General features: G+C 53.6%; 24 protein-coding genes. 17 read left to right on the top strand and 7 right to left on the bottom strand.

Features of this window, described 5'->3' with window-relative positions; translation table 11 throughout:
- Nucleotides 1-39 precede the first annotated feature (39 nt).
- Nucleotides 40-945: a crotonase/enoyl-CoA hydratase family protein gene (locus tag QOY30_RS10320; protein WP_283744532.1), complete on the top strand. Its 906-nt coding sequence runs from the start codon at nucleotides 40-42 to the stop codon at nucleotides 943-945.
- 3 nt (nucleotides 946-948) lie between these two features.
- On the opposite strand, the gene QOY30_RS10315 is transcribed toward QOY30_RS10320, so the two are convergent.
- From QOY30_RS10315 to QOY30_RS10305, 3 genes are read right to left on the bottom strand one after another with little or no spacing between them, the layout of a single operon-like run.
- Nucleotides 949-3,462 carry an ATP-binding protein gene (locus tag QOY30_RS10315; protein WP_283744531.1) on the bottom strand — a complete coding sequence of 838 codons (2,514 nt, stop codon included), beginning with the start codon at nucleotides 3,460-3,462 and terminating at the stop codon, nucleotides 949-951.
- Entirely contained in the window at nucleotides 3,459-4,571 is a 1,113-nt protein-coding gene (locus QOY30_RS10310; RefSeq protein WP_283744530.1) for an HD domain-containing phosphohydrolase, read from the bottom strand. Before QOY30_RS10310 ends, QOY30_RS10315 begins: the two co-directional genes overlap by 4 nt.
- Before the next feature lie 48 nt (nucleotides 4,572-4,619).
- Nucleotides 4,620-4,811, bottom strand: a complete 192-nt coding sequence (locus tag QOY30_RS10305) for a hypothetical protein (protein WP_283744529.1) — start codon at nucleotides 4,809-4,811, stop codon at nucleotides 4,620-4,622.
- Between the two features lie 38 nt (nucleotides 4,812-4,849).
- Here QOY30_RS10305 and QOY30_RS10300 point away from each other — a divergent pair, with 38 nt between their 5' ends.
- The 16 genes from QOY30_RS10300 (at nucleotide 4,850) to QOY30_RS10225 (ending at nucleotide 22,873) form a co-directional block, all read left to right on the top strand.
- Nucleotides 4,850-5,917 carry a cell division protein ZipA C-terminal FtsZ-binding domain-containing protein gene (locus tag QOY30_RS10300; protein ID WP_283744528.1) on the top strand — a complete coding sequence of 356 codons (1,068 nt, stop codon included), beginning with the start codon at nucleotides 4,850-4,852 and terminating at the stop codon, nucleotides 5,915-5,917.
- Nucleotides 5,917-7,947 (top strand): NAD-dependent DNA ligase LigA, encoded by a 2,031-nt coding sequence (ligA, locus tag QOY30_RS10295; protein WP_283744527.1) that lies wholly within the window; start codon nucleotides 5,917-5,919, stop codon nucleotides 7,945-7,947. The genes QOY30_RS10300 and ligA overlap by 1 nt, the downstream gene beginning before the upstream one ends.
- Entirely contained in the window at nucleotides 7,944-8,813 is an 870-nt protein-coding gene (gene galU, locus QOY30_RS10290; RefSeq protein WP_283744526.1) for a UTP--glucose-1-phosphate uridylyltransferase GalU, read from the top strand. The genes ligA and galU overlap by 4 nt, the downstream gene beginning before the upstream one ends.
- Nucleotides 8,813-9,361: a hypoxanthine-guanine phosphoribosyltransferase gene (locus QOY30_RS10285; RefSeq protein WP_283746055.1), complete on the top strand. Its 549-nt coding sequence runs from the start codon at nucleotides 8,813-8,815 to the stop codon at nucleotides 9,359-9,361. Before galU ends, QOY30_RS10285 begins: the two co-directional genes overlap by 1 nt.
- Before the next feature lies 1 nt (nucleotide 9,362).
- A complete protein-coding gene (locus QOY30_RS10280) occupies nucleotides 9,363-10,109 on the top strand; it encodes an S-methyl-5'-thioinosine phosphorylase (RefSeq protein ID WP_283744525.1) in 747 nt (248 codons plus the stop codon).
- Entirely contained in the window at nucleotides 10,099-10,632 is a 534-nt protein-coding gene (def, locus tag QOY30_RS10275) for a peptide deformylase (protein ID WP_283744524.1), read from the top strand. The genes QOY30_RS10280 and def overlap by 11 nt, the downstream gene beginning before the upstream one ends.
- 1 nt (nucleotide 10,633) lies before the next feature.
- Nucleotides 10,634-11,659 (top strand): potassium channel family protein, encoded by a 1,026-nt coding sequence (locus QOY30_RS10270; RefSeq protein WP_283744523.1) that lies wholly within the window; start codon nucleotides 10,634-10,636, stop codon nucleotides 11,657-11,659.
- 249 nt (nucleotides 11,660-11,908) lie between these two features.
- Nucleotides 11,909-13,714: a putative bifunctional diguanylate cyclase/phosphodiesterase gene (locus QOY30_RS10265; protein WP_283744522.1), complete on the top strand. Its 1,806-nt coding sequence runs from the start codon at nucleotides 11,909-11,911 to the stop codon at nucleotides 13,712-13,714.
- Nucleotides 13,714-14,535, top strand: coding sequence for an ATP-binding response regulator (locus QOY30_RS10260; protein WP_283744521.1), 822 nt, complete (start codon nucleotides 13,714-13,716; stop codon nucleotides 14,533-14,535). The genes QOY30_RS10265 and QOY30_RS10260 overlap by 1 nt, the downstream gene beginning before the upstream one ends.
- An 8-nt stretch (nucleotides 14,536-14,543) precedes the next feature.
- On the top strand, nucleotides 14,544-15,383 hold the full coding sequence (locus QOY30_RS10255) for an HDOD domain-containing protein (RefSeq protein ID WP_283744520.1): 840 nt from the start codon (nucleotides 14,544-14,546) through the stop codon (nucleotides 15,381-15,383).
- 41 nt (nucleotides 15,384-15,424) lie between these two features.
- Nucleotides 15,425-16,747: a response regulator c-di-GMP phosphodiesterase, NosR family gene (gene nosR / locus QOY30_RS10250; RefSeq protein WP_283744519.1), complete on the top strand. Its 1,323-nt coding sequence runs from the start codon at nucleotides 15,425-15,427 to the stop codon at nucleotides 16,745-16,747.
- Between the two features lie 70 nt (nucleotides 16,748-16,817).
- Nucleotides 16,818-17,954: an FIST signal transduction protein gene (locus QOY30_RS10245; RefSeq protein ID WP_283744518.1), complete on the top strand. Its 1,137-nt coding sequence runs from the start codon at nucleotides 16,818-16,820 to the stop codon at nucleotides 17,952-17,954.
- Between the two features lie 3 nt (nucleotides 17,955-17,957).
- On the top strand, nucleotides 17,958-19,034 hold the full coding sequence (locus tag QOY30_RS10240; RefSeq protein ID WP_283744517.1) for an ATP-binding protein: 1,077 nt from the start codon (nucleotides 17,958-17,960) through the stop codon (nucleotides 19,032-19,034).
- Between the two features lie 58 nt (nucleotides 19,035-19,092).
- Nucleotides 19,093-20,631, top strand: a complete 1,539-nt coding sequence (locus tag QOY30_RS10235; protein ID WP_283744516.1) for a bacteriohemerythrin — start codon at nucleotides 19,093-19,095, stop codon at nucleotides 20,629-20,631.
- Between the two features lie 218 nt (nucleotides 20,632-20,849).
- Nucleotides 20,850-21,722 carry a LysR family transcriptional regulator gene (locus tag QOY30_RS10230; RefSeq protein ID WP_283744515.1) on the top strand — a complete coding sequence of 291 codons (873 nt, stop codon included), beginning with the start codon at nucleotides 20,850-20,852 and terminating at the stop codon, nucleotides 21,720-21,722.
- Nucleotides 21,719-22,873: a TDT family transporter gene (locus QOY30_RS10225; RefSeq protein WP_283744514.1), complete on the top strand. Its 1,155-nt coding sequence runs from the start codon at nucleotides 21,719-21,721 to the stop codon at nucleotides 22,871-22,873. The genes QOY30_RS10230 and QOY30_RS10225 overlap by 4 nt, the downstream gene beginning before the upstream one ends.
- On the opposite strand, the gene QOY30_RS10220 is transcribed toward QOY30_RS10225, so the two are convergent.
- The 4 genes from QOY30_RS10220 to QOY30_RS10205 form a co-directional block, all read right to left on the bottom strand.
- Nucleotides 22,866-23,729: a DMT family transporter gene (locus QOY30_RS10220; protein ID WP_283744513.1), complete on the bottom strand. Its 864-nt coding sequence runs from the start codon at nucleotides 23,727-23,729 to the stop codon at nucleotides 22,866-22,868. The two genes, QOY30_RS10225 and QOY30_RS10220, sit on opposite strands and share 8 nt — an antisense overlap.
- 170 nt (nucleotides 23,730-23,899) lie before the next feature.
- Nucleotides 23,900-24,907, bottom strand: a complete 1,008-nt coding sequence (locus QOY30_RS10215) for a diguanylate cyclase domain-containing protein (protein WP_283744512.1) — start codon at nucleotides 24,905-24,907, stop codon at nucleotides 23,900-23,902.
- A gap of 236 nt (nucleotides 24,908-25,143) precedes the next feature.
- Nucleotides 25,144-25,596, bottom strand: a complete 453-nt coding sequence (locus QOY30_RS10210; protein WP_283744511.1) for a universal stress protein — start codon at nucleotides 25,594-25,596, stop codon at nucleotides 25,144-25,146.
- 6 nt (nucleotides 25,597-25,602) lie between these two features.
- Nucleotides 25,603-25,758, bottom strand: coding sequence for a hypothetical protein (locus QOY30_RS10205; protein ID WP_283744510.1), 156 nt, complete (start codon nucleotides 25,756-25,758; stop codon nucleotides 25,603-25,605).
- Between the last annotated feature and the right edge of the window lie 5 nt (nucleotides 25,759-25,763).

The raw sequence follows: 25,763 nt of genomic DNA, 5'->3' as shown, positions 1-25,763 counted from the left end.
TGATGCGTACCATCCAGATTTGAGTTAAGGAGAAAAAGAATGGAACTCGTTCAGAATCACCACGATTTACTGAAGACAGAATATTCTCAACTCCGCACTCGCTTCGATGCAGATCTTGGCGTGCTTTGGACTCAGGTTAGCCAAGATGCCGTTCCGTGCGTGACGCCGGAGCTCTTGAAAGATCTCGGCGATCATCATAAATCTATTGAAAATGCCCAAGGCAAATTGCTGGTCGGAGATGAGTTGCACGAAATCCGCTATTCGGTGTTGGCTTCCATCACGCCGGGAGTGTTTAACTTGGGCGGTCAGCTTGCCCTTTTCAGACAGTTGATTAGAAATCAGGACCGCGAATCGTTGCTTCATTATGCGATCGCATGTATCGATGTCATCTTCCCCAGAATGCGCCATTTTGATCTGCCATTGGCAACAATAACCTTGTTGCAGGGTGATGCGCTGGGTGGCGGCTTGGAGGCGGCACTAGCTAGCGATGTTGTCATCGCCGAACGCAATTGCCAGTTGGGCTTCCCGGAAATATTGTTCAACTTGTTCCCGGGAATGGGGGCCTATAGTTTGATTGCAAGAAAAGTGAGCCCGAAATTCGCCGAAAAAATGATCCTTGGCGGAAAGATTTACAGTGCAGAAGAATTGCATGAAGTAGGGCTGATCGACATCCTTGCTGAAGACGGAAAAGGAGTTGAGACAGTTAACGACTACATCAAGAAGCAAGAGCGCCGCTCCAATGGTTTTCTGGCTGTCCAGAAAGCTCGTCACAGATTCAATCCGCTAACCTATCAGGAACTGATCGATATCACGACTGTTTGGGTTGATGCTGCACTAAAGCTTAATGAAAAGGATTTGAAGGTAATGGATCGCTTTGTTCGTTCCCAGGAGAAGCTCTTCCTGCAACCTCAATCCATGCCGACACAGCTTCCCAGCGCAGCCTGATGTTTACAAGATAGCCTGATTGGCGCCGTTCAGATAATGCAGTAGCGAAGCGCGGGTGGCAGGGTGGCTATCCAGTGCTTCAAGCAGCAAGTCCTTGGCTGAGTTTTTTAGCTCAGTGTCACTGAGTGCCAGTATTTGGCAACATACCTTGAACAACACTTCTGCTCCGACGTTACCGGAGCTCCCCTTTAATATGTGTGCCAGCTCCTTGAACGTGGCGTATTCCTGTTTGGATAGTGCGATGCGCATGGCCTCAAGCAACTTTTCCGTTTCGGAAAGAAATCCGTAGATCACCGTTCGCAAAAAATCATCCTGTTCGCCGCCCAGCAGCGTCAGGTGATGCAGCGTATCTTCATTGATGAACCCAGTTGCAATTTGTTCAGCGTGGTGAGCCAGTTCCGGGACATCGAGTTTGGACGGAGTCAGCGTCAGGCGCGCGACAGTATCAAGCAATGTCAATGCGTCAACCGGTTTGGTAAGGTAGGCATCAATGTGGGCGCGTTCGCATTCCAGCTTTGCTTCGAGTGTGGCATTTGCAGTCAGGATGATCACTGGCGTACCCATCGGCTGCCTGGACAGGGCGCGATGAACCTTGACCACATCCAGGCCGCCCATCTGCGGCATATTCATGTCCAGTATCAACAAGTCGTAATTGCTTTCTTCAAGCTTGTCCAGCGCCTGTTCACCGTTTTCGACCAAATCCACTTGGTGATTACCGTGCATGAGTATCTTCTCGATGATCTGCCGACTGGTGCCGTTGTCCTCAGCAACAAGGATGCGAACCCCGCGCTTGCTGGCCGTGCTGCGTTCATAATGTTCCTTGAATGAAATCACGCCTTCCGAAGGCCGCGGTGCCATGATTCCGTGCAGCGCATTAAATAACAATGTTTTGTCGAGCGGCATTCGCAACAGGCAGGAATATCCCGCATCGAGATATTCTTCTTCTCTGTGGTTATGCAAATCAGGATTGAGCAGTATTGCAGATAGCCTTTGTTGTCCCCGTAATTCATGGAGATTTGCAGCAAAATCCTTCGCGGTCATGCCAATGTTCTGCGGAAGGCACAAGATCGCCAGATTGACTGGATGGGCGATATTCTTGTCGATCAAATAGGTGAAGAAATGCGTGAGCGATGCAGCATGTTCGCATCGTAATCCCCAACTTTTCGTAAAGTTGGTCACTGTGAGTTGGTCGGTTTGCGGCAAACCTATGGTCAATACATACAGTTGTTGCAATGTCGGCTTTGCTTCGCCGAGAACTGCAACTGGCTGCTTGGAGAAGGGGGCCTCGAACCAGAAAATGCTGCCGATACCAGGCTCGCTCTGTACGCCCATACTGCCGCCCATTAACTCCACCAGTTGTTTGGAGATCGTTGTGCCCAATCCGGTACCGCCGTACGTTCTGGTAATATTTTGATCAGCTTGGGTAAAGCTTTCGAATATCCTCGATTGTGCTTGCGGAGAGATACCGATACCGGTGTCGATCACCTCGAAGCGGAGCCGGGTCAGGTAATCATCCTGCTGCACTGTGGCGATTCTGAGTTCAACACTTCCTTTGTCGGTGAACTTGATCGCGTTCCCTAGCAGGTTGATCAGGATCTGCTGCAGATGCAAGGGATCGCCTTGCAGCATGAAGCATGTCTCCGGCGTGTAGCGAACGGATAGCCCGACTTTTTTCTTTTCGACCTGCGGCAGGAACATTTCAAGCGTGCCGTTGACCAGTTTATGCAGGTCGAAATCAGCATTCTCGGAAACCAGCTTTCCGCTTTCGATTTTGGAGAGGTCGAGGATGTTGTCGATCAGCTTGAGCAGAAGCTGGGCTGATTTTTTCAAGGTCGAGACAAGATCCTTCTGTTCGTCATCCAGATGTGTGCTGATCAACAGGTCGCTGGCGCCGATCACCCCGTTAAGCGGGGTGCGCATTTCATGGCTCATGTTGGAGAGGAAGTCGCTTTTTGCCTTGCTGGTAGCCTGGGATTTTTCCAGGGCATCATTCAATTGTCCTCGTAGCTTCAGGATATATAGCGGAACGCAGAGCAGAGTGAGCCATAGTCCGACTGCAATGCGCAAATGATCATGCCAATAGTCGTTCAGATAGATAACCGCGGAGAAGCCGATAAGACTGGTCACATATGAACTGACAAGTGATTCCTTGCCGTACCGAATACCGTTTCCTGTGATGACCCATAAATAGATTCCGTAAAACAACACCCCGGCTTCCTGTGTCATCAGCATGCCGACACTCACCGCGACAATATCGGCAAACATCGCCACCCATTGTCGCCTTCTGGAAGTGTTGCGCCGATACAGGACGTAAAAGGCCAACAGGATAGAGCAAAGGAACCAGACGGCAGAAAAGACGAAAACCGGAACCCCGACCGAGGTGGGGCTGACGAAATAGAATTCGACAAATAAATAAATAAATATCGGAAGGGCGAAAAAAACTCTTAACAGAGTTTGTTCATGCTCCCCTTCGCGCTGGCGGACCTGCTGGACGAAATAAGCTAGCCTTTCGTTCATTGCCACACCTGCACTTTCTGTGAAGGCGAAGCATCCTGCAACTGTTGCTGGATGAGGCTGACCTTGCTGAATTGCAGCATGAATGCCTCCACGCAGCCCGGGTCAAAGTGCGCGCCCTTGTTGGCGTCAAGGTATGCCAGCGCATCCTGGTTTGACCAGGCTTTTTTGTAAGGGCGTTCTGAGGTCAGGGCATCATAGACATCGGCTACGGCGACAATGCGTGCGTCGAGCGGGATTGATTTTCCCTTCAGGCCATTCGGGTAGCCGCTGCCATCGTATTTTTCATGGTGGGAAAGCGCAATTTGTGCCCCCAGGCTGATGTACTTGGAGTGACTGTTCTGGAGGATATGGTAGCCGATAGAGGAATGCGTCTTCATTGTCGCGAACTCTTCGTGGTTCAGCTTTCCCGGTTTGAGCAGGATACGGTCCGGAATGCCGATCTTGCCGATGTCGTGCATGGGAGCGGCCATCTCGATCAGGCTGCAACGGTTTTCGTCCAATCCCATCCCCTCGGCAATCAGGCGCGAAAACTTTGCCATACGCAATACGTGGTTGCCGGTATCCGAATCCCGATATTCTCCAGCCTTCGCCAAACGGATCAGTGTTTCCTGTTCGCGTTCCCGTATCCGCCGCGTAGCCTCGGCAACGGCTTCTTCAAGCTTTTCGGAACGGAGCAACACTTCTTTATGGTGCCGGTGCAAAGTGAGCAGATTGCGGCAGCGGATCTGGCATTCGTAGTGATTGAATGGCTTGGAGAGAAATTCGGCAACGCCCAGATCCAGTGCCCTGTGGCGTATTTCGTTGTCGTTCGATACGGTGATCATGATGATGGGAACATGTTCAAGATGGGGAATGCGCCGTATCGTTTTGATGACCTCCAGTCCGGACATTTCATCCATCAGATAATCGACCAGGATCAGGTCAGGCTGATTCAGCCTTAGCCAATCGATCGCTCCCAGGGGAGAGGCGAATGCCTGAACGAAAATATCCTTCTGCAAACCGCGCACGATCTTGTCGAGGATAATGCGGCTGGTGAACTCATCGTCGATGATCGCGATGGTCGGATGAGACAGGTTCTTGTCGTTCTGGCTGATAATTTCGAATGGCATGATGGTCGTTCCTTTGTAAACGCATCGTGAGATACTCTGCCCCGTCTTTCATGCGGGGTTATGGATGGAGTGCGGCTGGTCCAAATGGCGGTTCTTTGGAATCGAGCCGACGTAAGTAGAACCTTCCCGGCAGCCATCGTCAACTGCCGGAACGACGGCATGGCCGATCTTACGTTTAGCGACAAGTGGCCGCAATACTTTAAGACCTGCCATTCTAAGCAAGGATTTGAGATAATTCACGGGTATTTCCCACTTGGTGTACTCCCCGGTATTCGAACATGAGTGAATTTCAGTTGAGTCTGTTGATCATTGGTCTTGTGGTGGTTGCCGGCGTTTTTCTCTATGGCCAATGGCAACAATGGCGATATCGCCGCAGCCAGGGCGAGCCAGTCAAGCCTATGCATGCTGAATCCTCTTCGCAGGCAACCCCCGATGTTTCCACTGTTCAAAAGCCGCTCGACGCAGATAGCGAGCCGCAATCCGGGTTTGAAGGCAGTCCTGACAGCAGATCGGAGGATGAGGTCTGCGGCCTGCTTAATGATGCAACCGATTATGTCGTCACCTTCTTGCTTAAAACCACGCATACGCCCGCAGTACTGGAGGCCCTGTGGTCGCGCCGGTTCGATTTCGGCAAGAGTATTCATGCGTGCGGGCTGAACACCAGCAGCGGTCTGTGGGAGCGACTGATCCAGGAAAGCGGACAGACCTATCGCGCATTCCGGATTGGTCTGCAACTGGTGGACAGATCCGGTGCCGTGAACGAAAACCGGCTGACGGCGTTCCGCGACTTGCTCGGCGATATCGCTGCAAAATTGCATATCGAAGTGAAGTTGCCCCCCGTAGAAGAAGCGTTGCAACGCGCGCAGGAACTGGATCGCTTTTGTGCCGATGTGGATCAGATGATTGGCATCAACCTGTTGGCCGGCGGGGACCGGAAGCTGTTCGGTACCGAAGTGGCGAGTGCGGCCGCACAACAGGGAATGAGCTTGCAGACCGATGGCACCTTTCATCTGCTGGATAAATACGGCACTCCCCTGTTCAGCCTGAGCGCATCCGATGGTACGGCATTTCACCCGCATACCCTTAATCAGTCGCGAGCGGATAGTCTGACCCTGTTGCTGGACATTCCGCGTGTAGTCGAACCGGTCCATTGTTTCGACGAGATGGTGGCACTGGCACAGGCACTGGCCAAGGCATTGCGCCTGACGCTGGCCGACGACCAGCGGGTGGCGTTGAGTGACGGGGCGATTGCACAAATACGCGCGCAGATCGCTGCCACCGAAGACCTCATGCTGGTCGGACACATCACTCCTGGCAGCGCACAAGCCTTGAGATTGTTCTCCTGATGACGGCAGCACAACGTATTGCGCAGCTTCGAACAGAGCTCGAACAGCACAATCATGCCTACTATGTGCTGGATGCACCGACCATCCCCGATGCGGAATACGACAAGTTATTCCGGGAGCTGCAAGAACTTGAAGCACGGCACCCCGAACTGCTGACTCCGGATTCCCCCACGCAGAGAGTTGGAGGCAAAGTGCTGGACGGCTTCGCAGCCGTGCGCCATGCCGTGCCGATGCTCTCTATTCGAACGGAGACGGATACAGAGTCCAGCGGTGCGACCAACTTTGACACCCGTGTACGCAACGCATTGGGGACGTCGGGCGAAATCGAATACGCATGCGAACTCAAGTTCGACGGCCTTGCCATCAACCTTCGCTACGAACGCGGTGTACTGGTACAAGCCGCCACGCGCGGCGACGGAGAAACGGGGGAAGATGTGACGCAGAATGTGCGTACTATCCATTGCATCCCCTTGCACCTCAAGAATTGCATAGCCGAGGTGCTGGAGGTACGCGGCGAGGTATATATGTCGCGCAGAGATTTCGAGCGCTACAACGAAAAGCAGCGTTCACAGGGTTTGGCGACCCTGGTTAATCCGCGTAACGGTGCGGCAGGCAGCATCCGTCAGCTCGATCCTGCGCTGGCGGCGAAGCGTCCGTTGTCGTTCTACGCTTACGGATTGGGTGAAGTTCAAGGCTGGAATCTGCCTCCCACGCATAGCGGCATACTCGATGCCCTGGTGCAATTTGGTTTGCCCGTATGTGAAGACCGCCAAGTGGTACATGGCGCGGAGATGCTGGCGGCCTTTCATCGTAGTGTCGCTTTTAGGCGCGATGAGCTGCCGTTCGATATAGATGGCGTGGTATATAAGGTCAACAGTCTTGCTCTGCAAAAGAAACTGGGCTTCGTTTCGCGCGAGCCGCGCTGGGCAGTGGCGCACAAATTTCCGGCGGAAGAGCAGCTCACTATTGTGCGCGACATCGAGGTGCAAGTCGGACGTACCGGCAAGCTCACCCCGGTCGCCAAGCTGGAGCCGGTGTTCGTTGGCGGTACCACAGTGAGCAATGCCACACTGCACAACGAAGGCGAGATCCGCCGCAAGGACGTACACATCGGCGATACCGTGATCGTGCGCCGTGCCGGCGACGTGATCCCGGAAGTGGTGGGCGTGCTGCTTGAGCGCAGGCCTGCGGATGCAAGACCCTTCGTCATGCCGGCCACTTGCCCTGTATGCGGCAGCCACGTGGTGCGCGAAGAAGGTGAGGCGGATGCGCGCTGCACGGGCGGCCTGTTCTGCGCTGCCCAGCGCAAGCAGGCCATCCTGCATTTTGCGGGGCGGCGCGCGATGGACATCGAGGGGCTGGGCGACAAGCTGGTGGACCAACTGGTGGACGAGAATATCATCCACTCGCTGTCGGACTTGTATGACAAGAAAGTGCTGAATTCGCGGTCGCTGGCTGCGCTGGACCGCATGGCGGAAAAAAGCGCGCAGAATATCGTCGATGCGCTGGAAAAAAGCAAATCCACCACCCTCCATCGCTTCCTGTTCGCGCTGGGCATACGGCATGTGGGCGAGACGACAGCCAAGGATTTGGCCCGGCACTTCGGCAAGCTGGATGCCATCATGCAAGCCAGTGCGGAGCAACTTCTCACCGTGCATGACGTGGGGCCGGTGGTGGCGCAAAGCATCGTTGCCTTCTTCGGGGAGGTGCATAACCGCGAAGTGGTGCAGCAATTGCGTACATTGGGTGTGCATTGGGAAGAACATGAAGGTGCAAGTAACGAGACCTTGCCTTTGTCCGGCAAGACCTTCGTGCTCACCGGAACGCTGGTCACCATGAGCCGAGATGAGGCAAAATCACGTCTTGAAGCGCTGGGTGCAAAAGTGGCGGGTTCTGTATCGAAGAAGACCGACTGCGTAGTGGCCGGCGAAGAGGCAGGCAGCAAACTGATTAGAGCGCAGGAATTGAACGTGTCCATTTGGAACGAAGCGGAATTAATTCAACAATTGAAAGAGTGCGAAAAGACATGAAACAAAAAATCACGAAAGCCGTGTTCCCCGTTGCCGGTATGGGCAGCCGGTTCCTGCCGGCCACCAAGGCCACCGCCAAGGAAATGTTGCCGGTGGTGGACAAGCCGCTGATCCAATATGCGGTCGAAGAAGCAGTTGCGGCAGGTATCACCGATATGGTGTTCATCACCGGTCGCAACAAACGCGCCATCGAGGACCATTTTGACAAAGCTTACGAACTGGAGGCGACACTCGAAGCGCAGGGCAAGGCGGAATTGTTGCGTCTGGTGCAATCCGTCGTACCCAAGCATGTGAACTGCATCTATATCCGTCAGGCGGAGCCGTTGGGGCTGGGGCATGCCGTGCTGTGCGCCAGACCGGTCATCCAGGACGAGCCTTTTGCAGTGATCCTCGCCGACGACCTGATAGACGGTACCCCTTCCATCATCAAACAGATGGTGGATGTATTTGCAAAGCATCAATGTTCCATCCTCGGCGTGCAGGACGTGCCGCGTGCGCATACAAAACAATACGGTATCGTCAGCAGTACCAATCTGGAAATGAGCGTCGAGCGCGTGCACGGCATTGTGGAGAAACCCAAGCCGGAGGTTGCGCCATCTACCCTGGCCGTAGTGGGACGTTACATTCTGACGCCGCGCATCTTCCACTATCTGGAGAATATCCAGCCCGGCGCAGGGGGGGAGATACAGCTCACCGATGGCATTGCCGAACTGATCAAGGAAGAGCAATTGCTCGCCTACCGCTTTAGCGGCATCCGCTACGACTGCGGCTCAAAACTGGGATATTTGCAGGCGCAGGTCTCATTCGGATTGAAGCATCCAGAGCTGCGCCATGATTTCGCTGCTTACCTGCAGACAGTGTTTTGATCCTGAACAATCTGCAAGCCCGCAGCATTCTGCAAGAAGCCGAGCTGATACGCTCGGCGGACGAGGTGCAAGCTGCCGTGCAACGAGTGGCGTTTGCGATCAATGCCGCGTTGTCGGATCAGCATCCGCTGGTGCTATCGGTAATGGGCGGGGCGGTGGTATTCACCGGGCAATTGCTGCCCTTGCTGGACTTTCCGCTGGACTTCGATTACCTGCACGTGTCGCGTTACGGAAATGAGAAACGGGGCGGGGAATTGCATTGGAAGGTGGCCCCGCGCGAAAATGTGCGCGACAAGGTCGTGCTGGTGGTGGACGATATCCTTGACGAAGGCGAAACCCTGCATGCGATCAGGCAGCGCGTGATGGAGCTGGGCGCAAGCAAGTTCTACAGCGCCGTGTTTGCCGATAAACAGAACGGCAAGGTCAAACCCATACACGCGGATTTCGTTGGCCTGGAGTTGCCGGACCGTTTCGTGTTCGGTTACGGGATGGATATTCATGGAGCGTGGCGCAATCTGCCCGCGATCTACGCAGTGAAGGAAAAATAACATGTTGGCAATCATCGGCGGCACCGGGCTTACCCAACTGACAAACCTGAAGATCACCCACCGGCAGGTGATGCGCACGCCGTACGGCGAGCCCTCAGGGCCGGTGACATTCGGCACCATCAACCAGCATGAAGTGATGTTCCTCGCACGCCACGGTTACGGTCATACGATCCCGCCGCACGAAGTGAACTATCGGGCCAACCTGTGGGCACTTCGCGATCAGGGTGCTAAGCGCATCATTGCAGCCACTTCCGTCGGCGGTATCCGCGCTGATCTGATACCCGGCACTTTGGTAGTTCCAGACCAGATCATCGACTATACCTATGGCCGTGACTTCACTTATTTTGACGGCAAGGACAGGCCTGTCACTCACATCGATTTTACGCGGCCGTATAACGAACAGATGCGGCAGCAGATATTGGCAGCGGTGAACAGGGCGGGTGAAGCTTGTGTGGATGGCGGCGTACATGCAGTCACACAAGGGCCAAGACTGGAAACGGCAGCAGAGGTCAACAGGCTGGAACGCGACGGTGCGGACATGGTCGGCATGACGGGCATGCCGGAAGCATCACTGGCAAAGGAGCTGGGTCTGGCTTATGCCACCATCGCTGTGGTAGTGAACTCTGCGGCAGGGCGTGGAGACAGCCGCGACCGGGTCCCGCTCGAAACGATAGGTGTCGTCATGAGTCCGGCAATGGAGCGCGTGCGCAATATTCTTGAACATGCGGTAGAACAAGATGGCGACTAGGGACGTCTTGCGTTTGGGCGATGCACGCCTGCTGCGCAGAGCAGAAGAACTGGTTTTGTTCGACACACTCGAATTGCACGCTTTGCTGGCCGATATGCGCGACACCATGCTGGCCAAAGACGGCGTCGGTCTGGCTGCGCCGCAGATCGGTGTGAATCTGCGTGTGGTCATCTTTGAAGTGAACAAAAACCCGAGATATCCCGATGCTGAAACCGTACCGCAGACGGTACTGATCAATCCAGTCCTTACACCGCTGACCGATGCCATGGAAGACGGCTGGGAAGGATGCCTTAGTGTGCCCGGCATGCGCGGTCTTGTTCCGCGCTACACAAACTTGCGCTATCAGGGCCGAGACGAGTATGGTGCGCTTATCGATCGTACGGTCAGCGGTTTTCATGCAAGAGTGGTGCAGCACGAGTGCGACCATCTCGACGGCATCCTGTACCCGATGCGCATTCGGGACATGAAGGACTTCGGTTTCAGCGACGTGCTGTTCCCCGATGCCGGGGTGCAGGACGAATAGCATGGTCGACCACCACGAATCGAAAGTTATTCGCAACCTGCTGATCGCGTTGCTGGCGCTGGTATTCGTATTCATCACAGGCACGGTAGGCTATCGCATCCTGGGCGGTCCTCAGTACTCCTGGCTGGACTGTTTTTACATGACATTCATTACTACCGCCACCATCGGCTATAGCGAGGTGATCGATGTCACGCACTATGAATACGGGCGCCTGTTCACGGTTTTTATCGGCATGGCCGGTATCGGTGTTCTAGGCTATGTGCTTTCCACATTGACGGCATTCATGCTGGAAAACGATCTCAATATCTCTCGGCGGAAAAGGAAGATGAAACTCAAAATCGAACAATTGAAAAATCATTACATCGTGTGCGGCGTAGGGCTGGTGGGAAGCAATGTGGCGCATGATCTCGAGTTGACCGGGCGTCCGTCCGTTATTATCGATAACGACCTCGAAAACATCCATCGGTATCTTGAGATGCACCCGACGCAGCTTTATTTGCATGGTGACGCGACCGACAATGATGTGTTGTTGGCCGCCGGGATAACGAACGCCAAGGGGGTGTTTGCCGTCGCGCACGACGACAGCGCCAATCTGGTCATCAGTCTGAGTTCCAAGCAGCTCAATCCCAAACTGCGCGTAGTGGCGCGCTGTCATGCACCGAAGAATGCCGAGAAAACACGGCGCGCTGGCGCGGACGAGGTCATTTCGCCGGACTTCAGCGGAGGCTTGCGTATCGTTTCAGCCATGGTGCGGCCAAACGTGATGAACTTTCTCGACGAGATGCTGAAATCGGACAGCAAGCTGCGCATGGAAGAAATCGTGATTCCGGACAGCCTGGCCAACAAGCCCTTGAGTGTGCTTTACCACAGCAACAAGGACTGTATGGTGCTTGCCCTACAGCGTGATGAAACATGGCAGTTCAATCCACAGGCAAGCCACCATTTGCAAGACAAGGACGTGCTGATGGTGATGGCCACACCTGAAGGACGTTCCCGTCTGGAACAATTGATACAAGGTATCGATTAGACAAATACGCTATTCATCGCAGGGTTATTCATCGACCCAGCGCGTCGCAATCATTCATGATCAAGTCTTCCCGGGGCTGAGGGCTTGCAGGGATAGGACCATATTGGTCGCCGGTTTCATTCCTTGCGAATATAAATATTCGCTGGAATCCATTCCAAAAAATTGTGTTTCCCGCAACAAGTCACCCCGGTGCCAGTTGAGGGATGACGTGATAGAGTGCAGCATCTCGATGCAACATTGGGGGCTGCGGTGGAACGAACTTTATTGCTGGTCGACGATGAGGAAGATGTAATCGCCTCTTTGGAGCGTCTGCTCAGATATGACGGCTACAATATTCTGCACGCGAACAGTGGTCGGCAGGGCCTGGAAATGCTGGCTAAACACAATATCGGTGTTGTCATTTCGGACCAGCGCATGCCAGAAATGTCCGGGGTGGAGTTTCTGGCTCAGGTCAAAGAGTTGTATCCGGAGACGGTACGCATCGTATTGAGCGGTTCTGCCGATTTCGATTCGGTAAGAGAGGCCATTAACCAGGGCGCGATTTACAAATTTTTTTCCAAACCGTGGGACAACGAGGTATTGCGTGTCGATGTGATGGAGGCTTTCTGGCGCCAGGAGCTGGCGCACGAGAAGGCGCATCTGCTGCAGGAGATCCAGGCTGCAAACGGCCAGTTGGCGCAGGTCAATCTGGAACTTGCGGCTGCAGTGGAAAACAAGGATGCCCAGATCGAACGTATTGCGCATTACGATGCACTCACCGACCTGCCCAACCGTATTTTATTTCTCGACCGGCTCGATCAGGAACTGGCCCGCGCACATCGCGACAATCGCATGGTAGCGGTCATGTCGCTCGATCTTGACCGGTTCAAACAGGTCAACGACTCTTACGGCCACCCTGTCGGGGATCAGTTGCTGCAGGCTGTAGCGGGAAGGCTGACCAGTCAAATACGCGCCTGCGACACGGTGGCTCGTACTGCGGGCGACGAATTCGGAGTTGTACTGACGGGGCTGAAAGCCACCCATGATGCAGCCGAAGTGGCGCAGAAGCTGCTTGACTCGTTTGCGCACAATCCCATATCGATAGGCGACAGTGAAATTTTCATCACGCTCAGCATGGGAATCAGTATTTATCCGGTTGACGGTCTGAATACGACAACATTGCTGAAGAATGCGGAAGCGGCGCAACACCAGGCCAAAGATGAAGGTCACAATAATTTCCAGTTTTACGCAGGACACATGAATGCCTCCGCTTGGCAGCGCCTGAATCTGGAAACCGAATTGCGCCGTGCCATTGAGCGCGAGGAGTTCATGCTCTATTACCAGCCCAAAGTGGATATGGACAGTGCAAAAATCGTCGGGGCGGAAGCACTGCTGCGCTGGCAAAGCCCGGAACGCGGCCTGGTCACACCGGGCGATTTTATTCCATTGCTGGAAGAAACCGGCCTTATTCTGCCGGTCGGGGAATGGGTTTTGCGAGCCGCAAGCAAGCAGGCCCGAACATGGATTACAGCCGGTTTGCCAGACGTTCATATCGCGGTCAATTTGTCGACACTGCAATTCAGGCAGCCTGATTTTGCCGGTATGGTTCTGGGCATCCTGACCGAGAACGGTCTCGATCCGGCTCTGGGTGCAATTGAACTCGAACTGACAGAAAGCCTGCTGATGAGCAATGCGGAAGGAGCGATCGATACGCTGAACAAGTTGCATGAAGCGGGCATCCGGTTCTCTATTGACGATTTCGGTACCGGCTATTCGAGCCTGAGTTATCTCAAGCGGTTTTCAATAAGCAGCCTCAAGATCGACCAGTCTTTCGTGCATGAACTTTCCAGCGATCGCGACGATGAAGCGATTGTCGCGGCGATTATCGCGCTGGGCCACAGTCTTGGATTAAGCATCATCGCGGAAGGGGTGGAAACGACGGCGCAATTGGCGAAGTTGCGCAAGATGGGTTGCAATGAGATACAGGGATATTTGTTCAGCCGTCCGGTATCCGCCGCAGCCATGACGGATTTGCTTCAAAGTGGCGAAACCCTGAATTGTTCACTGGAGGGTTGATGGAACGCACGCTGTTGCTGGTCGATGACGAGGACAATATTGTTTCTGCTCTCGTGCGCTTGCTGCGCCGGGACGGCTACCTCATCCTGCGTGCAAACAGCGGCGAAGCAGGGCTGGACTTGCTGGCGCAAAATGAAGTCGGTGTGATCATTTCGGACCAGCGTATGCCCGGAATGACGGGCGTTGAATTTTTGGGCAAGGTGCGGGAACTTTATCCCGATACCATGCGTATCGTGCTGAGCGGTTATACCGAACTCAATACGGTGACCGATGCCATCAACCGTGGAGCGATCTACAAATTCCTCACCAAGCCGTGGGAAGATGATCTGCTGCGGGCCAACGTTGAAGAGGCATTCCAACGTTATGAAATGAAGATGGAAAACGTGCGATTGGCACATGAGCTGGAGGATGCGAACGAGGAGCTGATGAGCATCAATCATGAACTTGAATTGCGCGTGGAAGAAAAAACACACGAAGTGATGCGCAACCTCGAGATTCTTCAAGTCTCGCAGGAAGTGTTGGAACGTTTGCCGGTAGCGGTGGTCGGTATCGGGGACGACGGCGTGATCGCCATTGCCAATCAAAACGCGCACAGCTTGTTTGCAGGAAGTGGATCCCGACCGTTGCTGGGCGAGTCGGCCGACGATGTTATCCCGCCGGAATTGCTGAGTTGCATTCATGACGAGGATGACCGCAAGTTTGAAAGGAAAGTTCTCTATCGACTTTCAGATGGCCGCAAGGCCCAGTGCTGGTGCAGCCCGATGGGAGAGCTTTCATCATCTCGGGGAGTGGTACTTGTTATTGTGGCCGATCAGGAATGAAAGAGAATATGTCCGCTGTTACAGACAAGAAGGCAATTCTGGACAAGCTGCATCAGCTTCCCGCCATGCCGTTGGTGGTGCGGGAAGTGATGTCCAGCTTCAGAAATGCCAATGTGGGCAGCGCCATTATGGCGCGCAAGATCGAGCTCGATCAGGGTTTGAGCGCGAGAGTATTGCGGGTGGCTAACTCATCGTTTTATGGTTTGTCGCGAGAGGTTGGCTCCATACAGGATGCCGTCACCGTCCTGGGATTTGACACTGTTCGCTCGCTGGTCGTATCGGCAGGATTCACTCGCGCTTTTCCGGCAAATGGCGATGAGCTGTTTGACCGCCATGCCTACTGGATGCGCAGTTTCAAGGTGGCCTCCTACACTGAGTCGCTGGCGCAATGCCTGGATGGAGTGAGGCAACTGTCGTTTACCTCAGGATTATTTTATGACGTAGGCCAACTTGTATTGAGTATCTGCATTCCGGAAAAATTTGCGGACATACTGGCGCAGCAAAAGGCTTCCGGACTGAACCTGATCGAGGTCGAACGGAGCATGCTCGGTTTCGACCACTCCGAAATCGGGGCGGAAATGGCCAAGCGCTGGAACTTTCCGCCGGAGATCGAGCATGCCATCAATTTCTGGCGTATCCCGGAACATGAACCGTTTGAGCCGTTAAGCGGCATGGTGTATGTGGCGGTGCTGCTCGAAAGAGGATTGAAGGGCGATGCCTTGATAGACAACCTGTCTCAAAAATTGCGCGACCGTTTGAGGATAAGCTGGGAGCGCATTGAGCCCGGCATGCCGCAGCCGGATCAACTGGATGCCGTGGCCAAGTTGATGCTGGAAACACAGGATTGATGGAAGCCGAACGAGTGCGGACTCTAACTATGGAAATACTGATGAGCGAAAAACCAGAAATCCCGGCATCGCAGGCTGGAACAGACGGGACAGCGACCCTGTTATTCGTGGACGATGAAGTCAACATACTTTCCTCGCTGAAGCGCTTGTTCCGCACCGGTGGCTATCGCATATTCACTGCCGAAAATGGCGCACAAGGATTGGATATCCTGCAGCACGAAGCAGTCGATCTGGTGGTTTCAGACATGCGCATGCCGGAAATGAACGGGGCACAATTTCTGGAACAGGTTAACGCCAGATGGCCGGACACGATACGTATCCTGCTGACCGGGCACGCCGAGATTGGCGCAACAATTGATGCCATCAACAAGGGGCATATTTACCGCTATATATCCAAGCCTTGGGAAGATAACGACATCCTCCTGGCCATCAAACAAGCCTTGCACCAGAAAAAACTGGAGTTGGCCAACCAGGGCCTGGAAGAATTGACACGCAGGCAGAACGAAGAGTTGAAAGACCTGAACGCCAACCTCGAAGCGAAGGTCAAGGCGCGCACCGAGGAAGTACGCCAGACCATGGGGTTCCTCGAAATTGCACACGATAAGCTCAAACGGGATTTCATTACATCGATCCGGGTTTTTTCCAATCTCATCGAGATGCGCGAAGGTGCCATGGCGGGACATTCGCGCCGGGTCGCCGAGCTGTCCCGTGCCATTGCACAGAAGATGAAGATGAATGACGCGGATGCACAGGACATATTTCTTGCAGCACTGCTGCACGATGTCGGGAAGATCGGATTTCCCGACTATCTGCTGGAAAAGTCATTTGCAAACCTGACCAGCGAAGAGCGATTCGACGTGATCAAGCATCCTGTCAAAGGGCAGACGGCGTTAATGGCGCTGGAACCTTTGAATGGGGCGGCAAAACTGATACGCAGCCACCATGAACGTTTTGACGGGCTGGGTTACCCTGACAAGCTGGCCGGATTGGCGATCCCACTCGGAGCCCGCGTCATTATGCTGGCCAACGAATATGATGCAGTACAGCTAGGCATGCTGTTGAGCAAACGTCTGAAACATGCAGATGCGCTGCTGTTCATTCAGGAAGGAAGGGGCAATCGTTACGATCCGGCAGTGGTGGATGCATTCATGAGTGTGATGGCATCGACGGTCCATGCTGTTCGTGAACTGGCACTGCATCCGGAGCAGCTCAGACCCGGCATGGTGCTGTCACGCGATTTGTTGAGCAGGCAAGGCGATCTGCTGTTGTCGAAAGATCACCTGCTGGATGCTTCATTGATTGACCAGATCAAGAGCTTCAAGCAACTTGGTGATGAACTGGTCATTTACGTAACTGATAAATAGTCATGTGTGCCTTGGCGACACTGGCAGAACAAACCGGGCGATTTGTGCCGACTCATTGGGGCTATCCATTGTGATAATAGAGCAGCAATACTGGACCTTTGGCGAAGGTTGGCAAATTGAATCGGCGGCCAAACTCGATGGGAAGGCATCGCTATTGCTGGTTTTCGGGGCAGGCCATGTTCTGAGCGATGAAGCGAGAATGAATGAGGTCCGCGCACGTTATCCCGGCGCACCGATAGTTGGCTGTTCCACTTCCGGCGAAATATGCGGTATCCGCGTGCGCGACGATTCGCTGGTCGTTACGGCGCTGCGTTTCGAACACACCGAGCTTAAGCTCGTACAAGAGGTCATCGGGGATGGAAGCGACAGCTTGGTTGCGGGTGAACGCCTGGCGAAATCGCTTCCGACGCAGCAGTTGGTGCATGTGTTGGTGTTCTCCGATGGGCTGAAGGTCAACGGCAGCGAACTGGTGCGCGGCTTGAGCGATAATTTGCCAGCGGGCGTAGCCGTTACTGGCGGTCTCGCAGGAGACGGAACTGCATTCCGTCAAACTTTGGTTTGTGCGGGCGGTACGCCAAGCGAAGGAGTGATAGCCGCGTTGGGCTTCTACGGCGAGTACCTCAAGGTTGGCTATGGCTCCCTTGGCGGATGGGATTCCTTCGGTGCGGAACGCCGGATCACGCGTTCCAAAGGCAATGTACTGTATGAGTTGGATGGGGGTTCCGCACTGGAGTTATATAAAAAATACCTGGGTGAACGATATACAGGACCGGCGGATGCCTTGCTGTTCCCGCTGATGCTGCGCACCGGCGAAGACGATTTCGGATTGGTTCGCACAGTGCTGGCCGTCAATGAGGACGAACAGAGCATGACGTTTGCTGGCGATATTCCCGAGGGGGGATATGCCCGCCTGATGAAGGCCAATTTCGACCGCCTTGTCGACGGTGCCGAAGGTGCGGCGCGCTCCAGTTACGAGATGCTGGGGTCGGTTGAGCCGGAGCTGGCATTGCTCGTCAGCTGCGTGGGGCGCAAGCTGGTGCTGAAGCAGCGCATCGAGGAGGAAGTCGAAAGCGTGCGCGGAGTGTTGGGAAAAAATACGGTGCTGGCCGGGTTTTACTCCTATGGCGAAATTTGTCCGCATGGCGCCATCACGCAATGCGAATTGCACAATCAGACGATGACGATCACCACATTTTCGGAGAGATGAACTTTGCACAGGCTGCTTGAGCGCCAGATCAGGCGCTATCTGGATGATCCGGCGACGCTTGCGCCGGAGTTTGAAAAATTCATTGCTGCGGTGGACGAAGCGTACATCAGCGCAGATGCAGATCGACTGATGATCGAACGCTCCCTCGATTTGATGTCGAAGGAACTGACAGAAGCCAATGCCGAGTTGCGCAAGGAGCTGACAGAGCGCCAGCACACCGAGGCGGATTTGAAAAAGGAAAAGGAAGAACAGCGCGTCTTGATCAAGAAACTGGAAGATGCGTACAACCTCATGCTGCAATCGGAAAAAATGGCGTCGATTGGCCAGCTTGCGGCCGGCGTAGCTCACGAGTTGAACAATCCGATCGGCTTTGTATATTCCAACCTGGGCATGCTGGAAAAATACGTGCAGTCCACTTTTCGCATGATCGAGCTGTATGAAAAGGCCGAAGAGGCGATCCCCGATCAGGAAGTTCGGAAATTGCTGCAGACGGCCAAAAAGGAATTGGATATCGCATTCCTGAAAACGGACCTGGGTGCATTGATGGAGGAATCGAAGGACGGCATCACCCGTGTGAAGGTGATCGTGCAAAACCTGAAAGACTTCTCGCATGTGGGCGCTTCCGACGAATGGCATTTTTCAGACCTGCATAAAGGACTCGACAGTACCCTGAGCATTGTCAACAACGAAATCAAATATAAAGCCGTCGTGATCAAGGAGTATGGCGATATCCCGGAAGTGGAGTGTCTGGCTTCGCAACTCAATCAGGTATTCATGAACCTGCTGGTGAATGCCGCGCACGCTATCGCGGAGAAAGGGACGATCACTCTCCGCACCGGGAGAAAAGCCGACGAAGTGTGGGTGGAAATTTCCGACACGGGACAGGGTATCCCTGCCGAGCACATGCAGAAGATATTCGATCCTTTCTTTACCACCAAACCGGTCGGCAAGGGAACAGGATTGGGATTGTCGTTATCCTATGGGATCGTCCAGAAACACCATGGACGTATGGAAGTGCACAGCGAGGTCGGCAAGGGGACAGTTTTTCGTGTGTGGCTGCCGATAAAACATCCGCTGTGATTCTTCTGTGAATGCAGGTGAAGGCGATAATGATTGTCAGTCTTGAATGGGGACTTGAATGTATATAGATACTGATCAAGAGTTCGAGGCTTTCGTCTGGGACGATAAATACAACACCGACATTGACATGGTGGATACCCAGCATCACAAGTTGGTGGATCTGATCAATCAGTTAGGTGCCATCAGTACAAACCAGACGAGTTCCGGGGAATTGGGCGCTATCCTGAACGAGTTGGCCAATTACACGGTGTACCACTTCGACACCGAAGAAAAGTTGATGGAACATTACTCCATAGATGAGGCACATCGGGCTATCCATATCAAAGCGCATCAGCATTTCACCAGCCAGGTGACACAGGCAGCGAAAATTCTTCTAGGCAGCGCTGACGTTTCCAATCGACTTTTGGCGCCGTTGCTGAAATATCTGACCAATTGGCTGATCCAGCATATTCTCGGACTGGACAAGCGTATGACACAAGAAGTCCTGGCCTTGCAGGCCGGAGACAGCCACGATGATGCCGTCCGGAAAGCGACCGCTTTCATGACCCAGTCCGCGAACGTATTGATGGAAGCCTTGAACGAAATGTATGGAAAGCTCGGGGACAAGACACTGGAGGTGATGAAAAAAAATCAGGAACTGGAAGCCGAGCAGGAAGCACTGCGTGTATTGAACGAGCATCTGGAGCAGCGAGTGAAGCAACGCACGACCGCCGTAGAGCAAGCCAATCGTCAGTTGTTGGCCAATAACGCTGAGCTCAAGCAACTCAACGAGCAGCTTGAATCGGCGCAAACCCAGTTACTGCAATCTGAGAAGATGGCTTCCATCGGCCAGCTGGCTGCCGGCGTGGCTCACGAAATCAACAACCCCGTCGGGTTCGTCAATTCCAATCTGGGCACGCTGGGTAAATACATCAGCAGCATGTTCAAGGTAATCGATGCCTACGCGGCGGCGGAAGCCGGAAACGAAGCCCGTGTGTTTCCCGAAGTTGCCAAAATCAAGAAAACCGTGGATTTTTCCTACCTGGTCGAGGACATCCCCAATCTCCTGAAAGAATCGCAAGACGGCCTGGCGCGCGTCACGCGCATCGTCCAGGATCTCAAGGATTTTTCCCATGTTGACGAGAGCACTTGGCAGCACGCCAATCTTGAGCAAGGCATGGACAGTACTCTCAACGTCGTGGCGAACGAGATCAAATACAAGGCGGAGGTGGTCAGGGAATATGCGGGTATTCCGGAGGTGGAGTGCATGCCGTCGCAACTCAACCAGGTGTTCCTGAACCTGTTGATGAACGCCGCCCAGGCGATCGACAAGAAGGGCGTTATCACCGTCCGGACCGGAATTGGCGGCGAGGAAGTCTGGGTGGAAGTGGAAGACACGGGCAAAGGCATCGCGCCGGAGCATATCAACCGCATCTTTGATCCTTTTTTCACCACCAAGCCGGTAGGCAAGGGTACCGGGCTGGGCTTGTCGCTATCGTATGGCATAGTGCAGAAGCATCACGGGCGCATTGAAGTGAAGAGCGAAGTGGGCAAAGGCACCTGCTTCAGAGTGTGTTTGCCGGTGCAGCAAACGCCAACGACTTCCCTTCACGGTTGAGAGCACAACTGTAGTTATTGCTGGTGGCGTCCTGGGTCAATATTGTAGTTTCCCTTAATATTCATATTTATATATACATAATCAAAGCATTTTTCGCATTGCTTTCTTGTTAGGTTTATAATTAATCAATCGTTATTTTAGATTATTTAGATCAATATAATTCGTTTGATTAATTAATATCCATCACGCATATTCCTGTCCGGCTATCGAGATCAATTATGACCCTGGAGCAGTTAAGAATTTTTGTTGGCGTAGCAGAACGTGAGCACATGACCAAAGCAGCCAAGGCGCTCAATGTGACGCAATCGGCAGCGAGTGCGGCAATCGCTGCTCTGGAAGCGCGCCATGACGTAGTGTTGTTCCATCGCATCGGGCGACGAATTGAACTGACTGAGGTGGGCCGCGTATTTCTGGACGAAGCTCGTGCGGTACTTGGTCGCGCGACAAGTGCGGAGCAGGTGCTTTCTGAGTTCGCCGGCCTGAAACGAGGCACTCTGCGCCTAGTTGCAAGCCAGACAATCGTCGGCTACTGGTTACCGCAACATCTGGCCGCCTTTCGTTCGCGTTATCCGCAGATCGCCGTCGATCTGGCCATTGCCAATACGGAACAAGCGGCGCAAAGCGTGACAGCTGGTACGGCTGAGCTCGGCTTTGTCGAGGGCACCATAGACGATGGCGCAATATCCCATTGGCCAATTGCGCACGACCGATTGCTGCTGGTCGGAACTGCCCCGGTCGAGCGCATCGATAACGAATGGCTGCGCAGTGCGCGCTGGATCATGCGCGAATCGGGATCGGGTACCCGCTCGACATTTGAAGAAGCACTGCGTATCAGGGGGATTGATCCGGAAACGCTGGATATTGCCTTGACCTTGCCATCGAATGAAGCGGTTCATACGGCTGTTGAAGAGGGTGGTGGAGTGACCGTGCTTTCCGCACTTGTGGTTGCACGCGCGTTGAGCACAGGGGTTCTTCATGCATTGCCGTTCGAATTTCCGGCTCGCCCGTTTTTTGCATTGCGCCACAAGGAACGCTATCGAAGCAAACCGGCAGACGCACTTTTGGATTTGATAAAAGGAAACACAAAATGACGCATAGCACTCTTTCTGAACTTGCAACCGAACTGAAACCGCATGCCCAAATCGAGCGCCCGCGTGAAATGATCCGGCAGTTCACCCCCAATTGGTTTGCGGCCACCATGGGCACCGGTATTCTTGCCTTGGCCTTGCCTCAAGTGCCGGGTGCAGGGGCGACGTTGCATGCCATAGGCGAAGGACTGTGGATTTTCAATATTGGCTTGTTTACATTATTCACCGTGCTGTACACCGCCCGTTGGATGCTGTTTTGGCACGAGGCCAAGCGGATATTCAGCCACAACATTGTATCGATGTTCATTGGTACCATTCCGATGGGACTGGCAACAATCATCAATGGATTCCTGTTCTTCGGCTTGCCCCGCTGGGGAGAGGGCATGGTTGATGTAGCCCAGGCGCTGTGGTGGATCGATGTCGCCATGTCGATCGGTTGCGGTGTTCTCATACCGTATTTCATGTTCACGCGGCAGGCGCATGGCATCGACAAAATGACAGCGATATGGCTGTTGCCCATTGTTGCGGCCGAGGTTGCGGCAGTGAGCGGTGGTTTGCTTGCACCGCATCTGACCGATGCAAATGCACAATTTCATACACTCATCGCCAGTTACGTACTCTGGGCTTATTCGGTCCCGGTTGCCTTTGCCATTCTCACGATACTGTTTCTGCGCATGGCCTTGCACAGACTGCCGCCCGACAGTATGGCCGCATCCAGCTGGTTGTCGCTTGGGCCGATCGGAACCGGCGCGCTCGGCCTGATACTGCTGGGTGCCGATGCGCCTTCGATTTTCGCTGCTCAAGGCATGGCCGGTATCGGCACGATTGCCGAGGGCTTCGGATTGATTGCAGGCACGCTGCTTTGGGGGGTCGGCCTATGGTGGCTGCTGCTTGCCGTCCTCATTACGATTCGCTATTTCCGCGCCGGCGTACCGTTCAATCTGGGGTGGTGGGGTTACACATTTCCGCTGGGGGTCTACACGGTTACGACACTGAAGCTGGGAGTTGTACTGAAAATTGCCGCGTTTTCCACCCTGGGATCACTTCTGGTCGTCGTTCTTGCCGCGATGTGGGTGCTTGTTGCTGCGCGCACCATTCATGGCGGTTGGAAAGGTCACCTGTTTGTTTCGCCCTGTCTCGCGATCGTCAATTAGATGTTTGGGCAGGCAGTTGCGCTTTCTTCTCCAGAATTACCAGCGCAATTCCTCCCAGTATGGCTATGGATGCCAACAGCAAACGCAGAGTCACGGACTCGCCAAGGAAAAAGATGCCGCCCAGGGCGGCAATCACCGGCACACTAAGTTGTACGGTTGCAGCATTCGTGGCCTTCAGCGCGGGTAATACTGTGTACCAAATGGCGTAACCAATTCCGGAAGCGAGTGCGCCCGATGAAACCGCGCACAAAAATCCTGCACTATCCAGAGCGGCGCCACCGTGTGTAACAAGGCTCAGCATTGCCGCGGCAGGAACTGCGCGCAGGAAATTCCCTGCCGTGACCCTGATGGGATCCCCCGCACCTTTTCCGCGCAAAGAGTAGATGCCCCATGCAACCCCGGCACTCAACATCAATAGAGAACCCAACAAGGGTGGTGCAGAAAGACCCGGCAGCAACAGACTAACCAACCCACCGAGCGCAAGCACAAGACCTGCAAGCTGTGGTCCCGCGAGACGCTCACCCGCCCAAATGCCATAGCCGATCATCGTTGCCTGTACCGCGCCGAAGAGCAATAGCGCACCCGTAGCGGCGGGAAGGCTTATATAGGCAAAAGAAAAGCCTGCCGCATAGGCAAATAAAGCAAATGCCGATAACCAGTTTCCCCTGCCGCTATGTGTGCTGCGATTCATGCGTGCGATCAACCAAAGCATGGCTGCTCCGGAGATCAGCCGGATTGCCGTAAAACTCGCCGCGTCGATGCCGGTGTGTTTTAAAGCGACGCGACAGAGCAGAGAATTGCCTGCAAACGCAATCATGGCTAGCGATATCAGGACTGCCAGGCGTGCATTTGACATTTCATTCCTTCAGACTGGGTTCAAGAATGCCGACAATGAGTGTGTCCGGAATCTTGTGTGATATGGGATAGAGGCGGGGAATATGCTACTTCAAATTGGAACCCGTTTAGTTATTTTGCTGACAGAAATATAAAACGTCCTGAAACATCATGAATCATTGTATTTGTAACTCAGGAAACCCCCTTGCTTATCAATTGCGCGGCAAGCTCAGCATCCCGTTCCCTGATATGTTCCGATAGCCACTCATTGACCTCGTGAGTCAATTTTGCCAGTTCCTTTTCATTGAAATTCAGGTTGCCAAATATTAATCTCAGGTTTTTCAACTGCACCTGGTGTTCGGCGCGATGTTCATCCAGGCATTCCAGGTCATAGAGCTGCATCATGTCTTCCTCTGTCTTGAAATGTATCCGACAAAGTTCGACCAGAAGATCAACTCTCTTCAGCAGTTTTGTTGAATGATCCCCATTCTTCAGTGACTCAATGATTCCCTGGATGAAATTGGACATGGCTTTGTGCTGTTCGTCCAGGATGGAAATCCCCAGGTTCTGATTGCCTGATGGCGATGCCGGGAAAGGCTGGTTCATCCTTTTGGAGGGAGCCTGCATGTTTCTGCCAAAGCCTATCAGACCCTTGCCGTTGTTCTTGGCGACATTCATGGCCTGATCTGCGCGCAGCATTAGTTGTTCGGCCAGATAACCATCTTGCGGGCTCAAGACGACGCCTGCACTGGCCCCGATTTTGATATGTGTGCCGTTGCCCAACTTGATGGGGCCGGACATCGATTTTATGATTTTCAGGGCAACGAACTCTGCTTCTTTTTTGCTCTTTATGCCGTCCAATAAAATGGCGAACTCATCACCACCCGTTCGAGCGACTGTGTCAACATCACGCACTGTGGAAGCCAGGTGATCGGCTACATCGCATAACACCCGATCACCAGCATCGTGACCATTGATGTCATTCACAGCCTCGAACCCATCCAGATCAAGCACGATCAACGCAAAGCTGCTCTCGTAACGGCGAACACGAGCCAGTTCACGATTCATCCGTTCAACAAACAAATCACGATTGGGGAGTCCGGTTAGCGAGTCATGAAAAGCAAGATGCGCAGTGTCATTGTGCAGGTGTGGGTTACCTTTGTTTCCTGAATCACTGGGTACAATTTTTTTTTCAACCATGGTCATCCCCATGTATCGCGGCTAGAGTGTTTTCACTTTAATGGGTGAAATTCACTTTTGAAAAATATAGGCAGGGTAATTTTCAATTGGCACAGGGTCCTTTATCAGTGCAGTGTTCGTATAGTCTCAGAAGAAACCTTACATCAATTAAACAGATTTACATATATGGCGAAATACGTATGCTTGCATAGCCTTATCTGACATTCGGATAATAATTACCTGATATGACATCGTGGTTAGGGAAACAGGAGCAGGGGGCGGGATGCCTTCTTTTCCAAGGTTGAAGCGAGGGATTTCAGACTGGGCCTGCCGCTCACTTGAAAGACACACCGGCCTGCGATCAAAATCCCGGTATCCTCGGACGAGGCCTGCGCCAAAAGGACTTCTGTGGGATCGCCCGCATGAACCGAGAATGAGGTTTGTGCCATTCCTTGTGTGGCTTTTTCAAATTGCATGTGCGCCGCTTCGGCCTGTTCTTCCTGTTCCTTGCGGATATAGTCGAGGAAACCTTGTCTCGCCCCTTTGGATGACTGCCAGTCGTTGCCGATAAAATCAGCCCATTGGGTATCGATGATGAAGAGGCCCGTCAGGCATGTACGGTTCTGACGGGCCAGATCGATGGCATGGTTCAATGCCTCTTGCGATGCATCCGAACCATCTATCGCTACAACAATATTTTTGATGTCCATACAGGCCTACTTCATTTTCAGAAGCACGATGACGGCGACAATTAACACAGTGAGAACAATGGCGCCAATATCTTCAGCGCGGTCATCCTTGAATAGCGTCATCTTGCTTTTCGGGCCGATGGCGCCGATGGTCTCACTTCCCGGTTTTTGTTGAGTAACCATAATGA

The organism is Sideroxydans sp. CL21 (genome assembly GCF_902459525.1).
In the GTDB taxonomy this organism is placed as follows: domain Bacteria; phylum Pseudomonadota; class Gammaproteobacteria; order Burkholderiales; family Gallionellaceae; genus Sideroxyarcus.
This window is presented reverse-complemented; position numbering and strand designations above follow the sequence as displayed.